General features: G+C 31.7%; 20 protein-coding genes. 12 read left to right on the forward strand and 8 right to left on the reverse strand.

Features of this window, described 5'->3' with window-relative positions; all coding sequences use genetic code 11:
* Positions 1 to 54 precede the first annotated feature (54 nt).
* Positions 55 to 435: a hypothetical protein gene (locus K5783_RS03730; RefSeq protein WP_297472193.1), complete on the reverse strand. Its 381-nt coding sequence runs from the start codon at positions 433 to 435 to the stop codon at positions 55 to 57.
* 232 nt (positions 436 to 667) lie between these two features.
* On the opposite strand from K5783_RS03730, the gene K5783_RS03735 reads away from it, so the two are divergent.
* On the forward strand, positions 668 to 1,390 hold the full coding sequence (locus K5783_RS03735; RefSeq protein WP_297472194.1) for a hypothetical protein: 723 nt from the start codon (positions 668 to 670) through the stop codon (positions 1,388 to 1,390).
* 225 nt (positions 1,391 to 1,615) lie between these two features.
* Here the strand turns inward: K5783_RS03735 and K5783_RS03740 are convergent, their stop codons facing one another.
* Positions 1,616 to 1,780 carry a hypothetical protein gene (locus K5783_RS03740; RefSeq protein ID WP_297472195.1) on the reverse strand — a complete coding sequence of 55 codons (165 nt, stop codon included), beginning with the start codon at positions 1,778 to 1,780 and terminating at the stop codon, positions 1,616 to 1,618.
* A gap of 408 nt (positions 1,781 to 2,188) precedes the next feature.
* Between K5783_RS03740 and K5783_RS03745 the strand changes: the two genes are divergently transcribed.
* Both K5783_RS03745 and K5783_RS03750 read left to right on the forward strand, forming a co-directional pair.
* The gene (locus K5783_RS03745) at positions 2,189 to 2,425 is read left to right on the forward strand and encodes a hypothetical protein (RefSeq protein ID WP_297472196.1); all 237 of its coding nucleotides are present in this window, start codon (positions 2,189 to 2,191) and stop codon (positions 2,423 to 2,425) included.
* 36 nt (positions 2,426 to 2,461) lie between these two features.
* Positions 2,462 to 3,130: a nucleotidyltransferase family protein gene (locus K5783_RS03750; RefSeq protein WP_297472197.1), complete on the forward strand. Its 669-nt coding sequence runs from the start codon at positions 2,462 to 2,464 to the stop codon at positions 3,128 to 3,130.
* Between the two features lie 4 nt (positions 3,131 to 3,134).
* Here K5783_RS03750 and K5783_RS03755 read toward each other — a convergent pair whose 3' ends face one another.
* Positions 3,135 to 3,281, reverse strand: a complete 147-nt coding sequence (locus tag K5783_RS03755; RefSeq protein ID WP_297472198.1) for a hypothetical protein — start codon at positions 3,279 to 3,281, stop codon at positions 3,135 to 3,137.
* Between the two features lie 99 nt (positions 3,282 to 3,380).
* Between K5783_RS03755 and K5783_RS03760 the strand changes: the two genes are divergently transcribed.
* The 3 genes from K5783_RS03760 to K5783_RS03770 are packed head-to-tail and all read left to right on the forward strand — an operon-like array spanning position 3,381 to position 5,762.
* Positions 3,381 to 4,346 (forward strand): LLM class flavin-dependent oxidoreductase, encoded by a 966-nt coding sequence (locus tag K5783_RS03760; protein WP_366939166.1) that lies wholly within the window; start codon positions 3,381 to 3,383, stop codon positions 4,344 to 4,346.
* A gap of 1 nt (position 4,347) precedes the next feature.
* A complete protein-coding gene (locus tag K5783_RS03765; protein ID WP_297472200.1) occupies positions 4,348 to 5,457 on the forward strand; it encodes a thiolase family protein in 1,110 nt (369 codons plus the stop codon).
* On the forward strand, positions 5,454 to 5,762 hold the full coding sequence (locus K5783_RS03770) for a zinc ribbon domain-containing protein (RefSeq protein ID WP_297472201.1): 309 nt from the start codon (positions 5,454 to 5,456) through the stop codon (positions 5,760 to 5,762). Before K5783_RS03765 ends, K5783_RS03770 begins: the two co-directional genes overlap by 4 nt.
* Here the strand turns inward: K5783_RS03770 and K5783_RS03775 are convergent.
* On the reverse strand, positions 5,755 to 6,582 hold the full coding sequence (locus K5783_RS03775; protein WP_297472202.1) for a hypothetical protein: 828 nt from the start codon (positions 6,580 to 6,582) through the stop codon (positions 5,755 to 5,757). The genes K5783_RS03770 and K5783_RS03775 overlap by 8 nt on opposite strands.
* Positions 6,583 to 6,623: 41 nt before the next feature.
* A complete protein-coding gene (locus tag K5783_RS03780) occupies positions 6,624 to 6,824 on the reverse strand; it encodes a hypothetical protein (protein ID WP_297472203.1) in 201 nt (66 codons plus the stop codon).
* Positions 6,825 to 7,037: 213 nt separating this feature from the next.
* Here K5783_RS03780 and K5783_RS03785 point away from each other — a divergent pair, with 213 nt between their 5' ends.
* The 4 genes from K5783_RS03785 (at position 7,038) to K5783_RS03800 (ending at position 9,466) form a co-directional block, all read left to right on the forward strand.
* On the forward strand, positions 7,038 to 7,604 hold the full coding sequence (locus tag K5783_RS03785; protein ID WP_297472705.1) for a resolvase: 567 nt from the start codon (positions 7,038 to 7,040) through the stop codon (positions 7,602 to 7,604).
* A 47-nt stretch (positions 7,605 to 7,651) separates the two neighbouring features.
* Entirely contained in the window at positions 7,652 to 8,104 is a 453-nt protein-coding gene (locus K5783_RS03790) for a hypothetical protein (protein WP_297472204.1), read from the forward strand.
* Between the two features lie 65 nt (positions 8,105 to 8,169).
* Entirely contained in the window at positions 8,170 to 8,664 is a 495-nt protein-coding gene (locus tag K5783_RS03795) for a pentapeptide repeat-containing protein (RefSeq protein ID WP_297472205.1), read from the forward strand.
* Between the two features lie 484 nt (positions 8,665 to 9,148).
* On the forward strand, positions 9,149 to 9,466 hold the full coding sequence (locus K5783_RS03800) for a hypothetical protein (protein WP_297472206.1): 318 nt from the start codon (positions 9,149 to 9,151) through the stop codon (positions 9,464 to 9,466).
* A gap of 300 nt (positions 9,467 to 9,766) precedes the next feature.
* On the opposite strand, the gene K5783_RS03805 is transcribed toward K5783_RS03800, so the two are convergent.
* Positions 9,767 to 10,141 (reverse strand): hypothetical protein, encoded by a 375-nt coding sequence (locus tag K5783_RS03805; protein WP_297472207.1) that lies wholly within the window; start codon positions 10,139 to 10,141, stop codon positions 9,767 to 9,769.
* Positions 10,142 to 10,244: 103 nt separating this feature from the next.
* Between K5783_RS03805 and K5783_RS03810 the strand changes: the two genes are divergently transcribed.
* Together K5783_RS03810 and K5783_RS03815 are read left to right on the forward strand one after the other, a co-directional pair.
* Positions 10,245 to 11,582, forward strand: coding sequence for a threonine synthase (locus tag K5783_RS03810; protein WP_297472208.1), 1,338 nt, complete (start codon positions 10,245 to 10,247; stop codon positions 11,580 to 11,582).
* Between the two features lie 152 nt (positions 11,583 to 11,734).
* Positions 11,735 to 12,988: a hemolysin family protein gene (locus K5783_RS03815; protein ID WP_297472209.1), complete on the forward strand. Its 1,254-nt coding sequence runs from the start codon at positions 11,735 to 11,737 to the stop codon at positions 12,986 to 12,988.
* 1 nt (position 12,989) lies between these two features.
* Here the strand turns inward: K5783_RS03815 and K5783_RS03820 are convergent, their stop codons facing one another.
* Together K5783_RS03820 and K5783_RS03825 are read right to left on the reverse strand one after the other, a co-directional pair.
* Positions 12,990 to 14,039 (reverse strand): type II glyceraldehyde-3-phosphate dehydrogenase, encoded by a 1,050-nt coding sequence (locus tag K5783_RS03820; RefSeq protein WP_297472210.1) that lies wholly within the window; start codon positions 14,037 to 14,039, stop codon positions 12,990 to 12,992.
* Between the two features lie 74 nt (positions 14,040 to 14,113).
* Positions 14,114 to 14,335: a hypothetical protein gene (locus K5783_RS03825; RefSeq protein WP_297472211.1), complete on the reverse strand. Its 222-nt coding sequence runs from the start codon at positions 14,333 to 14,335 to the stop codon at positions 14,114 to 14,116.
* Positions 14,336 to 14,426 lie beyond the last annotated feature (91 nt).

Below are 14,426 nucleotides of genomic sequence, written 5' to 3' on the forward strand. Positions count from 1 at the left end.
GAATTTCACTCTTTTTAGCCTCTTGAGATTTTATTTTAATATTTCATTCTCATTTTATGAATCAACATTGAAGTATGCTTTTACATGAGATTGTCCCATATACCAGAGAATAACTGCATTAATTATGATTCCAATCACATTAAGATGTAACAAATCAAGTATGATGTTGATAATTGCCAGTGCTCGAATTAGAGTTCTTCCCCAAGATTTTCTGCTAAGTAAAGCATACATCATTACACCATTGATGATTCCAGTAATAATAAAAATTGGAACTAGAAATGGTGTGAGCATACCAAGTGAACCGGAATTTCCTAAAAACGGGATTGCAGAGAAAAAGAAAATTAGTAAAATGGAGCCTGCTAATCCAATACCATAAAGAATAGCAAATACTGTAATGCCTGTAGGTCTTGGCTCTTTTTTTGGCAGTGCTGACATGTACGTCGTGATTTTTTCCTACTAATAAGTATTATAATCATAGATTCTTGTAATATTAACATGAAAAATTCATAATGTTTTAAGAATATATTTTTCAAATTTCATAATGTAAATTCTAAAAACAACTCATCTATTTTTATTACATTCTTAACATTTATTATAATAATAACATATGCAAGTATACTTGATAAAAATCCCATTCAATAAAACTTACACGTTACTTGCGATCTCAATGTTAATTGTATTCACTTATGCTCCAAATGATGCCTACGCATGCAGCATAACTGACCTAAAGTCATGCGTTAAGGATGTAGTCAAGGAAATCGTTGATCCACTAATCAAAGGAATTGATGATGATATTGGAAAAGTAAAGGGTGACATTTCCACGCTTGATGCGGACTTGAAAAGAGATATCGGCGATGTAAAGGGGGAGATATCCTCCCTTGAAGGTGATATAACTAAAGATTTTGATATTGTAAAAAAAGATGTTGAGAAAGTTGAATCCAAAGTTGAATCAATAGAGTCATCCATTGGAAAAGACTTCTCAGGTGTCATTTCAGACATAAAGTCCGATGTGACAAAAATAGAACAAGACACAGAAAATCTGGAAAAGACAGTAATAAACGACATCAAAGAAGATGTGAGTGAAATCAAAAATGACATCAAAGAGATTGAAAAAGTCGTAGCGTCAGTTGAACGAATAGAGCAGAAAATAGTTCATTTTATTGAGAATGTGGCAGAGAATTTTTGGGATGATCTTAAAAGAGATCTTGGGTATGTTCTTTATGGAATCATCGCAGTGGTTGTAGGATACATCGTCATTAGAATCATTCAGTTTGCTTTGTGGCTACATGCATACTTGAGAGATGACGGTGTTGAGTCAAATACCAAAAAAATTGTCACTCAAAATGAACAGATAATTGAACTGTTGCAAAAAATTTCAAAAGATAAATAATGAATTCAAAAAGGATCAAATGTAATATTTGCGGAATATGGTTGCAAGGGGAAGGTTTTCTTGCAAGACATATTAAAGCATTGCACAAAAATGAGAAAATTATATCATGATGTTTTGTTTGTGTGATGTTTGTGTAAAGTTCGTGACAGATCTAATTTTTCTAAATAATTCTGTGATGTTGAAAAATACCTTTAAGGTAGATTCATAGTGTGGTGTTGCCATGTCTTATGATCTTTCTCTTCTTTTGTTGCCATCATTTATTACCGCATTTCTAGTTTCAGGAATATCTGTAATTTTTATAAGAAAAACAAGTTCATCTAAATTTCTCAAGTCTGTTTTTCTAATCACTGTATGGGTAATTTCCTCCATATCTGTTTTCTTGTTTTTCACTAGTGGGTTTAGGATTGTTTGATTTTTTGTAATTTTGATATGTAATCACCAATAATCATCCAAGATGGCATATGTGGCCTATTTTAGTCTCAAGTTTCAAGTTGATGATGGTAGATCAATCTATTTTGCATATGAACCCGATTAGGCGCAAAGTTCGATTCCGGTAGAACAAGAGATATGTGAAATGATACGTCTCGGCATAGCATAAGTCTAATCAGATAATAAATGACACCCACTAAACGATTCATGTCCCTTTCTTTAGTCCAAAAAGTCAGGCAAATCTACCCAAGAACTGTGTCAAAATTTAGTCTTATATCCTCCATATCTTGACAAAACCTGATTTTTACAGAACCAAAAAATCAAATAGTAAGGTTTAGGTTTTTTTATCTAACAGAAAAGGAATGAAATATGCCTACAGATAGAGAAATTGCAATTTATGCATTAGGAAAAACAGAAGGGGTGCATTCCATTGCAGAAACGCTTGGAAAAGGATTGGATGATGAAAAATACATTGAATCTTGGAAGAAAACAATGAACATGCTAGGAATAGACATGTCTCTAAAAGATCTTGAAAAAATATATGATGATTTTGCAATGAAAATGGAAGAGATTGTAAAATCAAATGAATCAAAAAAAACAAAATAGAAAATTTTCATATACTCTAAAAATAAGCCAATAATGTTGAAAGCAATAATTTTAGCGGGAGGTCGTGGAAAAAGATTAAGACCAATAACAGACTACATACCAAAACCCCTTGTTCCAATAAAAAATATTCCAATAATTGAATGGCAAATAAAATATTTAAAAAAATTTGGGATTGATGAAATAATTATTTGTACAGGATACAAACAAGATATTATAGAACATTACCTAAACATAAAAAATATTGGTGTTAAGATAAAATTTTCAGTTGAAAAATCCCCATTGGGTACTGGAGGTGCAATTAAAAAAGCGGCAAAGTTGATCAATGAAAAATCTTTTTTTGTCATTAATGGGGATACAATCACTAATATAGATTTGAAAGAACTCGCGAAAAAACAAAATTCCTTAGCATCAATTGAGTTGCGAACAAATTTTGGAATTTTAGAAACTAATAATGATAAAATAACAAAATTTAAAGAGAAAAAGGAAATTGTGGGCGTATGGATGAATGCAGGAATTTATTATTTAGAAAAAGAAATACTCAAAGATTTACCAGATAAAGGCGATATCGAAAAAACAGTTTTTCCAAATTATGCTAAAAAAGGCAAACTAAACACTGTAAAGTTTAAAAATGTGAGGTGGTATTCTATTGATTCCTTTAAAGATATGGAAGAATGTGCGTTAGAAATTGAAAAAATAATAAAATAAAATTTTAGGCCCCAGTTCTATGAAGTGTCACCATCATGTATGCTACTTCTTCAACAAATGCCTCATCTTTACTAATTGATGCATATTTTGTAGCATCATTCCAAAATGTTGGACGGGGATTCATTTTCTCAACAAAATCTTGTTCAGACATGCTTTGAATTCTAATTTGATCTGATAATACTCCACCTCAATGAAAATTAACTCAATACTAAAACAGAACACTAGAATATCCATTCAACACAGTATTTTCATGCGTATTGGGTTCAGCTTAGGCTCATTGCTTTCTGTAGATGAGGTTCTAAAATGCTCAGAGATTCTCTCAAAAACAAGTGTAGATACAATATGGATCCCCGAAACATGGGGCATGGAGAATTTTTCGATGCTCAGTGCAGTTTCAAATAGAACAAAATCTCAAAAAATAGGTTCATCAATCATTAATATCTATTCTAGAAGTCCCGCAACGATTGCAATGGGGGCAGCCACTGTAGATGTATTATCTGACGGGAGATTGATTTTAGGTCTTGGAACAAGTAGTTTACCAATAATTGAGGATTTTCATGGAATGGAATTCGTAAATCCATTGAAACGTATGAAAGAATATGTAGAAATAATTAGGTTGATTTTATCTGGAAAAGTAGTTAATTATAATAGTAGTAGTTTTAATTTGAAAAATTTTACATTATTGATTAAAACAAAAAGAGAGTTCATTCCAATCTATCTAGCTGCAATTAATCAAAAAATGGTAGATTTAGCATGGAGTATAGGCGACGGAGTAATTTTTTATTTGAGACCAATTGAAGAAATGAAAAAAACGATTTCAAAAATGCAATCACAAAATAAAATTGATGTCACATGTCAGATAATCACTAGCGTATCTGAAGATTCAGATGATTCTATAATACGTGCTAAAAAAACACTGGCATTTTATATTTCGGTAGGAAAAATTTATAGAGATTTTTTGGCTAGTAATGGTTTTAAAAATGAAACTAGTGCAGTATATGATGAATTTAAAAAGTCAGGATTTAAATCAAATCATGAATTAATTTCAGATTCAATGTTGAGATCATTAGTGATTGCAGGAACATCTGAAGAATGTAGAAAACAAATGAAGAATTTTCGAAACACAGGAATAGATTTACCAATTATTCAATTCAATCCAATAGGAGATGTTGTAAAGTCTTTTAGATTATTTAAAAAAACATTTCTGGATGATTAGAATGAAAAAGGTTGGCATCATATCTTATGGGATTACTCCTTTTTCAAAAGAGGATCAAAAAATAGAATCAGTTTTACTCAAATCTGTAAAGAATCTTTTTGAAAATAATCCCAGTATCAATCGAAATGATATCGATGCAGTTTTGGTTTCTACAAATAACAATTCAAAATATTTATCTCCTATTTTGTCCGAAATGATTGAAGCACATCCTAAAATTGCACACTCTATAGAGAGTTTGTGTAATTCAGGCACAAATTCAATAGTTTCAGCATATTCATACATTTCATCTGGATTGGCAGATATGGTGCTTATTTCTGGTGCTGAAAGATATGATAGTCCAGGACAGATTTTAGAGTGGGACAACTCAAGAGGAGAATACAAACATCCAATTTTTTGGGCCTCAATTTTTACAAAATCGTACAAACGTGAATTTTCTATTTCTGATGAAGAACTTGCGGTTGTACCAGTAAAGAATCACAAACAGGCTAAAGAAAACCCTAACGCAATGTCAAATAAGAATTTTTCAATTCAGGATGTGATGAATTCTAAAAAATTAACCGATGATATTAGATTGTTAGATTGTTCAAGACCTTGTACTGGCAGTGCATCAGTAATTCTTGCATCCGAAGAAATAGTTAGGAAAAATACTGATTCTCCTGTATGGATTACAGGAATTGGTCAAAAAACAACATCTGCAAGTTTTACAAAAAATACTTCATTTAGTTTCATGGAATCAACTAAACTAGCCGTGGAATCCGCATTAAAAATGTCAAATAGGGCCATTTCAGATATTGATGTTGCTGAAATTCATGATGCCTTTTCCGTTTGCGAACCCATGGCATTGGAATCATTAGGTTTTGCAAATTTGGGCAAAGGAATTGACATAATAAAAGAGCTACATGAAACAAATAATTTTAAAATAAATCCTAGAGGAGGATTAATTGGTTCAGGTCATCCGCTTGGAGCAACAGGCATAGCACAAACAATTGAAATTATCCAACAAATACAATCAAACGCAATGAATAGACAAGTTGATAATGCAAAGATTGGTTTGGTTCACAATATGTCAGCTGCGGCTACTTCGTCAACAGTATTGGTTTTAGAAAAATGAATTTTGAATCAGAGTTGCATAATGGAAATTTTTACATTCCTGAATGTACGAAATGCTTGAAAGTGGTATGGCCACCGTCTGAATTCTGTAATCATTGTTTTGGGGAAATATCTCTAAAGAAAAAGGCACATAAAGGAAAAATAATTGAATTTTCAAGACAAGACGACATGTATTTTTGTCTAGTTGAATTTGATGAAGAGATCAAGGTCATGGCAAAAATCCCAGACACACCAGAGATTGGTCAAACTGTAAAAATTTCAAAGTGTGGAATATCCAACGGGAATTATTTTTTTCAGGTTATTTGAATTTTGTATAGATATATGGTGTTTCAATTTCCTGATCAAATGTCCAAACAGTTGGAAGTGAAATAGTATCAATCACATCAAGATTATGTTTTTCAATTAATGTACTCCAACCTCCATTTTCTGAATTTCCAGACAAGTGTCTTTTCGAGTGAGTTCCAGCAAATACAATACAGGTGTTATTTTTAAGATCAGATATCGAACTTATTTTATCGATGATGTTAGTGGCTAAAACATCACCTCCCATTTGAGGCAATCCGCCTATGAAAAATACTGGATGAATTAATTTAATTTTAGAGTAATCAAATTCTAACGCATCTTCACATTTTGGATGAAAATTTTGATGTGTGGATTGACAAAGAGTGTCTTGTAATTTTACTAAAACATCATCAATTTCAATACTATGAGAAATTAACTTTAAAAAATTACCACAGAATGCAATTCGCCCATCACCAGAACCAATGTCCACCAATTCTGAATAACCCAATTGTTTTGCAAAGAATGTCATAACATATGCAGACATTATCCAAGTAGGATAAAATGGCTGACAACTTGTACCGTGTTTAATACTGTTAAGCCAGTATTCATTAATGTCTCCTTCATATACAGTACATGGTATGCCGGCAATTTGTTGTTCAAATGAATTAAAGTAAATTGGATTTTTTTTAGCGAAGTCGTGAAGTAAATTTAAATGATCTTCTGCAATGGGAAATTCTTTAGATGGCAGTAAAGGAATTACTTCTTGAATATGTGCACTTCCAGAATAATTTTTTGCAAAATCTTGTTTTATTAAAATTAAATTTTTAACTAGCTGGTTTAACACTATTTTTGTAAAACTAAAGGGGTTGATATACTCATTGCGATCTAGAAAGTTTTTTCTGATAAAATTAATCTAATTTCGGATTCTATTTTTTTTAATTCATTTATTGTAATCATTTTTAATTTTTCATTTTGAAGAATTTCATCAGGCGTAGGTTCCATTATTAATTGAAATTCCAGATGTTTTATAGTATTCAGATAGAAATCGCGTTGCTCAAATAATTTCTCAACAATTATTTCAGTCAACGATAAATCTAAAAAATACGCGTATTTATGGATTAGAAAATATTGGATTACTGGCTCATTGAATTAACAAACCCTCGAAATTTATTTCTGAATTAGATGTATGGACCCACTATTTTTAAAAACATTGGGATAAAAATGACCTTAATCTAACAATTTATTGAGTTATTATGTAATTACCTTCTTTTCTATATCTATAATTAGAATAAAATGTCAATGAGAAAAAAAGTTGCGGCATTGACAATAATAAAGCAAAAAACAAAAAAAGAAAAGAGTAAAAATAATCAAAACGCCGCAAGAACAAGAAGACAAAGAGGCTATCAATGGGAAGATGCCATTGTAAAGAGATTCAATAATACTGAAAAGTGGAAAGCATTTAGACTTGGCTCCCCAAGCATAGCATTACCAGATGTATTAGCTGTGAATACAGAAGCCAGTGCAATATTTACCATAGAAGCAAAATCGGGAACTAGTACATCACTTCCCGTTCCAGGAGATCAAATTGAGCGATGTTTATCTTGGATTAAGACTTTTGATATTTATGAAAAGAGAAATGTTTTGTTAGCATTCAAATTTTTGTCAAAAAAAAGAATCGATGTGGGAAAATATGAAAATAGAGAATTACGAGAATTTTTTAAGATTTGGGATGAATCAATAGAAATAACGGATTGTGTTTGTACCTATGAAGGGAAATTTTTTGCAAAAACAGATGGCAAAAGAAAAGAATTATTCCTAAAAGAATGTCAGATGCCCTTTAAAACAAAACAAAGAACTAGTGCCTAAGTGAATAAATGTACAAATCATTTTTTAAGGATAAGGTGCAACTGAAAATGTTGTCTGAAGAAAAAACAGATGTTGAATCAAGTGAGATTAGAACAGATGCGCTACTGGAAACTGTGTCTGATGCAGAAGTAAATTCGCGCATAAGTTTTGAAGAATTTACTGATGAGAGAATACTCATAAGCCATGATGCTTTTGGAAACAAACAAATGAAAATTAAGGTATTAGAAGTATCAGATGAAACACCTCCTTCAAAATGGAAGTTTGGGGATCGTGTCAAAGTTACAAAAATTCTTGTTACAATTAAACATCTTACAACTCAACAAGTTGAAGAAGGTGAATTTGACATAGAGGCAATTGAAAGAGAGTTAGCAGAAAAAAGGCACTATTCATCTACAAACAGATGGATTCCTGCAAGCGATATAAAAAATGGTTATGTGATAGGTTCCAAGCACACTAGATTAATCAGTGATGCATCAGCATTAGATTACATAGTATTTTGAATTTTTAATTCCTAGTAATAATTTGATGTAAAATTCAAATGTATCTTTTTTATTTTTAATGTAAGATGGATTCGGATGTTTTTCGAAAACGGAATCTCACAAAAATTAATTTTGATTATGAGGAATTGATAGGCAGAGACTTATCTAATACAAATATGAGTGGAGTGAATCTTAAGAATAGGGACATACATAATGCAGACCTTAGTTGCACAGATCTTAGAGGAGCTAACCTTAGTTATTCCATCTTATTTTATGTAAAACTAAGAGGTGCAGATATGAGAAATGCTGATATTTCTAATGCAAAATTATGGGATACAGAAATGTATGGAGTAGATCTTCGCGGTGCAGACATTAATGGTGCAGATTTGTTTTATGCAGATTTAAGAAATGCTGATCTAAGTGATGCAAATCTTAGTGGAGTAAATTTAAGACATACAAATTTTGAGGGGGCGATTTTAACGTCAGTAGATTTTACTGGTGCAAATTATGATTCACACACATTAGATACTTTATCTAAAAATGCAAAAAACACATTAAAGAAAAAAGGTAAAAGATGGTAAAAATAAATTTGTAATCTAAACTATGAATTCCACAGATATTTTGTTTACTCAATATGGACAGTGGCAAAAATCAAAACTGTGTTGATATAGTTTGGTAATTAGCATAACTTTTCAACCCCCGAGTCTAATGAACTTAAAAATACAGAAAATAACATGGATGGATCTGTGTGTAATCATTATTGGACTCCCAACGGAACATATTTTTGCATACATTGTGGAAAAGACATCTATGAAAATTGAGGATAAATTTAATCAGAATTTTTTAGAAAGGATACGATGGCAAGCAAATTTCAATACTGAAATCAAATGATAGCAACATAAGAATCACCATTAGTGAAGGATAAAGTAGAACTAGTTTATGGCAATATTGCCATACTGGGAAGTTTTTCGATAATTACTAGCATAATTATATTTGACTGATCTGCAAATGTTCATACTAAAACATCTGAAAAACATTATAAACAAAAGAATTTGAAAAACAGGTATGAGTACAAAAGAATTTGATGTTAATGGAACTGATTATAAAATTGTGTTAACAGAACAAGTAATTGGCCATGTAAATAATCTCAAATCACTATATAATGCAGCTTATGAAGATCCTGAAAGTTTTGAAGATGTGAGTTCAGAAATTTCAAGTACGATTAATGAGATTGCTAGTACTGTAGAACCACCGGCAACAGACAGTGATCTTGATGGTTTAATTCAGGAAATTATTAAAGCTGTAGATAGCAAAGCTGATGAAATTAAAAAAGAATTAGAAGCAAAAGAGAAACCTGTAAAAAAATCAAAATCTAAAAAATAGCCTCATTTGACTATAAACTCATAAAAATTTGGTGGATAAATTATATTCTAAATAAAATATACATTAGGATATGTCAAAAAGCTGCGAATGTGGAATATGTGGTCATCATAACGAATCAGAATGCATCGAAAAAGAATGTAAATGTTGTTTGAATTTTCATGAAAGGTCTGGACCAAAAAGAAAATAATTATTTCTCATGTTTGTCATATTTGTAACAGCTGCATTTTTTTACAATATGTCTAGAACAGCCAAATAATTTGTGATCTTTACATCCACATATTATGCATTTTTTCTTATCAGTCATAATTTCTCAATTAATCCCTCAACATCATAAATCATTTTTTTGTCTTCCAAGGATTCTAAAATTTTCAGTCTCATATTTTTTACTCTATGTACATCATCAGAATACAAAGGGATCATTGTGTCAATCTCTTGTTCAAATGAATAATTTTCCAGATATTGTTTGATTTTAGATTTTAATGGTCTAAAATCAGATAAATGGATATTCTCAAAACCAATTTTATTTACAATCACTTTTAGAAATCCATTAATTTTTAGCATTTCTTTTTCAATATTTTTAAGATCTCCTGGCTTATCTTTGATTTCTTTTAGATGATTATAAGATTCGAGAATCTGAACGAGTATGTTTTTAAGATGATCGTTATATGTTACCACAATAATTTTTGAGTTGCATCTAATCTAAAGTTTAGGAAAATAACTCCACTTGTCTAAAATGTACACATTTGCTTTAAATTATCAGTAAATATCTGTAAAGATAATGCAAGGAGATGCGTATCTAAAGTGTATTGATCCAAAATGTGGTTTAGAATATCCTGTTGAAAGTACAAACGTTCAATGCACCAATGGACATCTATTAGATGTAAAATACAAGAAGGTCCCTTCTACAGATTTAAAAGAAGTATTTTACAAAAGACGTAATTCCGAAAACAGTATTTTTAATGAAAGTGGAGTTTGGAGATTTAGAGAATTGTTGAATTTCTGTCAAATAGATACAGAAAATCTTGAAGAATGTTCAAAATACTTAGTGTCTCTAGACGGTGCAGAAGGCAGGCAATCAAAGCCATATCAAATGTCAAAAGCTGCAGACTTTATAGGAATTTCAACTAGAAATTTATGGTTACAGCCTGAAGGATACAATCCCAGTGGATCTTTCAAAGATAATGGGATGGCAACAGCTGTTACACATGCAAAGATGGTAGGAGCTAAGAAAATTGTTTGTGCATCAACTGGAAACACATCTGCATCTGCGGGGATGTTTGCGGCAAATGAAGGCATTGATTGTGATGTGTATATACCAGCGGGGCAAATTGCACCAGGAAAACTTAGTCAAGCTTATCAATTCGGAGCTCAAATTTTAGAAGTTAATGGGAATTTTGATGATGCATTAAAGCAATCCTTGGAGGATGCACAAAATCATGAAGGATATACTGTAAACTCTGTTAATCCGTTTAGAATTGAAGGTCAAAAAACAATTCCGTTTAGAGCGCTAGAATATTTGAATTGGGAAGTACCTGATTGGATAGTTTATCCAGGAGGGGCATTAGGAAATACTTCTAGCTGTGGAAAAGCACTGATGGAATTATATGAGTGGGGATGGATCAAAAAAATTCCTAGAATTGCAGTAATTAATTCAGAGGGTGCAAGTACATTATCGGATTTGTATAACGGAAAATTTGAAGATGAAGAAATCAGATGGAATAAAGGAAATCCAAATACAGAATTAATTTCTAGATATTATGAGCATTTAGATAAACAAGGAATTAAGCCTAAAACCAAAGCTACGGCCATTCAAATTGGAAGACCTGCAAATATTTTGAAAGGCTTACGTGCATTAGAATTTACAAATGGGGTGGTAACTACTGTGTCTGATTCTGAAATGCTTGATGGAATGTCAGTGGTGGGGTTAAATGGATTTGATTGTGAAATGGCATCAGGTGCTTCTGTAGTAGGCATTAAAAAGTTGATTGCACAAGAGATAATCAAAAAAGATGATGTCGTGGTTGGAATTTTGACAGGCAGACAAAAAGATGCGATGTTGCCAGTAGAATATCACCAAAATCCCAACAATATTTTTGCAAATCCTCCAAAAAATTAGGCACCTTTTTCTGTTAATTCAATTATGATTAATTTTTGTACATTAAGAGTTAAATCTAAGAGTTACAAAAAGAATTCAACCAAGCGATGGTGCATAATACATAAAATGAATGACCTTATCTGTTATTCGGACATAATTTTCTGGAGGAAATCATGGTAGAACTTTGGATGGAGTTATCTGCTTTAGCTATTCTCATAGGATTATCTGGTTTCTTTAGTGGTTTGGAAGTAGCTCTAGTTGGAACTAGACATTCAAAAGTAAATCAATTAAGAAAACAAAAAGTAAAAGGTTCCGAAGCCCTCTACAAATTAAAACATAATCCTGGATGGATGATGTCAAGTGTAAATCTTGGAAATAATCTAGTTAATGTAGGATCTTCTGCATTTGCAACTAGCGTTGCAATTAGAATTTTTGGGAACGATGGTTTGGCAATAGCAGTGGGAATCATGACATTTTTGATTCTAGTGTTTGGAGAAATAACTCCAAAAACATATTGTAATGCCAATGCTACAAAGATTGCATTACGATTTGCACCTGTATTATTAGTATTTAGTTATGCATTTTGGCCCGTAGTGAAACTATTTGAAATAATTACAAAAACAATGGTGAGAATAACTGGAAGTAGTTATCATGCACCACCAATTACAGAAGAAGAAATCAAAGGAATTATAGAACAGGGTTTAGCAGATGACGCATTAGAAAAAGATGAAAGTGATCTTGTTCACAGTGCATTGGAATTTGATGATACTGTAATTCGAACAGTGATGACCCCACGAACTAAGATGACAACACTACCTGCAAAAATGTTGTTGTTTGATGCTTTGCCTTTAATCAATCAAAATGCTCACTCAAGAATACCGATTTATGGAGAAACAAATGATGACATCATAGGATTTATTCATGTCAGAGATGTGTTAAAAGAAGTTGAATTAGATAACAAAATGAAAACTTTAGAACAAATTGCAAGAGAACCAGTATTTGTATCTCAAGAAAAGATGGTAAGTTCCCTATTAAAAGAAATGAAAGGCAGGAAAACACACATGGCAATTGTAATTGATGAACATGGTGGGGTAGAAGGTTTGGTAACACTAGAAGATTTAATCGAGGAGATTATAGGAGATATTGAAGATGAAACAGATATTTCACCAGGTGTAGACCATCAATCAATTGACAAAGATACCATCATCACAAGTGGAGAAATAGAAATAGAAAGAGTAAATGATATTTTTAAATCAGATCTACCAGAAGGAGATGATTATAGCACCCTTAATGGTTTATTGCATGAAAGATTACAAGATATTCCTCAAGAAGGAGACAAACTAGAACTTGAAAATCTTAGAATAATCGTAGAGAAAGTTAGTAAGAACATTCCAGTAAAGATAAGAATAGAACGTATGAAAAAATAAATTACTTTTTAGCAAAATACTCTTGTAGTTTTTCTTTTTTTTCCTTCATATGAAATATTGATTCAGTATGAACAAAAGCATCTTCGTATGATTTTTCAAACAGCATTGCTTGTAAAAGCATGTGATTTTCAGGAATTACAATACCTGTTTGGTCATCAGAATACATCATTTGAACGGTGTCGCCGATAGACGTAGTCATGTTTGCATGAATATGAATCATGTTTGTATCTGTAAAATTAAAGCCCATCTTTTCGGCATAATCTCGTATATCTTTAGTTCCTTTAGCAGTCCAAATAGTTGCAACACCGAATTCATTTGTAAAAAGTTCATGAATTTCAGAGGGTTTTGGAGCCACGTCTTGGAATCGAATATCCATAATGTGTAAATGCATTTGCCGTGTTGGAACCTTGATTGCCCGAACATAAAGGGGGGCTTCTTTTCCAAAATACATCTTAACATCATCTCCATGATGAGGTTTTTCAGACATTTCTATTGTATCTACAACATTTTTTTCTGTTTGCTCAATATCAGCCCATCTTCGTACTAAAGTTACATCAAAACGAATTAGCCTATCTCCAAATTTGACACGCAATGGTTCTAAAATTCTACCCATCCCAGTAACATTACAGCTTCCTTGCATTACATGCCGTTTTCCTAATGCTTGATCATAATTTACTCTTGAATTAAACAATAAATCCGAAACAGCTTCGTTTCCAACAACTGTTTCACCACCTTGATAAATTGCAGGGATATTTTTTGGCTCATAGAGATTTATTTTATTTTTATAACCATGGCCTCCAGGTGCTGCATCTATAACTAAATCACAATCATTAAGTGCAGATTCTATAGAGCCTGTAATTTTATAATTTGCAAAATCATCCATCTTTTTTTCTGGAACATATACATTCAAACCTCTAGAAATTGCGATGTTCACTTTGTCATCGGGAGAATACTTTCCCACACCAATAACCGTAATCTCAGGATCATCTTTTAGAAACGAAGTAATTCTACTGCCAATAGAACCATATCCATTAACAAAGATTTTCTTCATAAATCGTGTAATCTGGACCCTTTTATTTAGATTAATAATTAAAAATCATACATATGAAACGAATTTTGTAAAGACTATTTTCGAGGTCTTCTACGAGGATTTTTTTCAAAAAAACTTTCTATGTTTTCATTCCATTGTTTATTTTCGGTCAAACGTGAACAAGTATGAGGTCTTTTTCCTTTATTTGATAGAATTTCACTATGTTTTTCATAGAATTTGTCAATTTCATCAATCAGTACGTCAAGGAATTCAGAAGCTCCTTTTGCCTCCACACTTTTAGGATCTTTGTGGGCCATAATAGAATTTGATAATGTGTCAATTTTGGATTTTTTTATTTTAAATTCACTGAGTATTCTATAATCAAAAGAAATCAATTCAATTTCAGAA

The organism is Nitrosopumilus sp. (assembly GCF_025699125.1).
GTDB lineage: Archaea > Thermoproteota > Nitrososphaeria > Nitrososphaerales > Nitrosopumilaceae > Nitrosopumilus.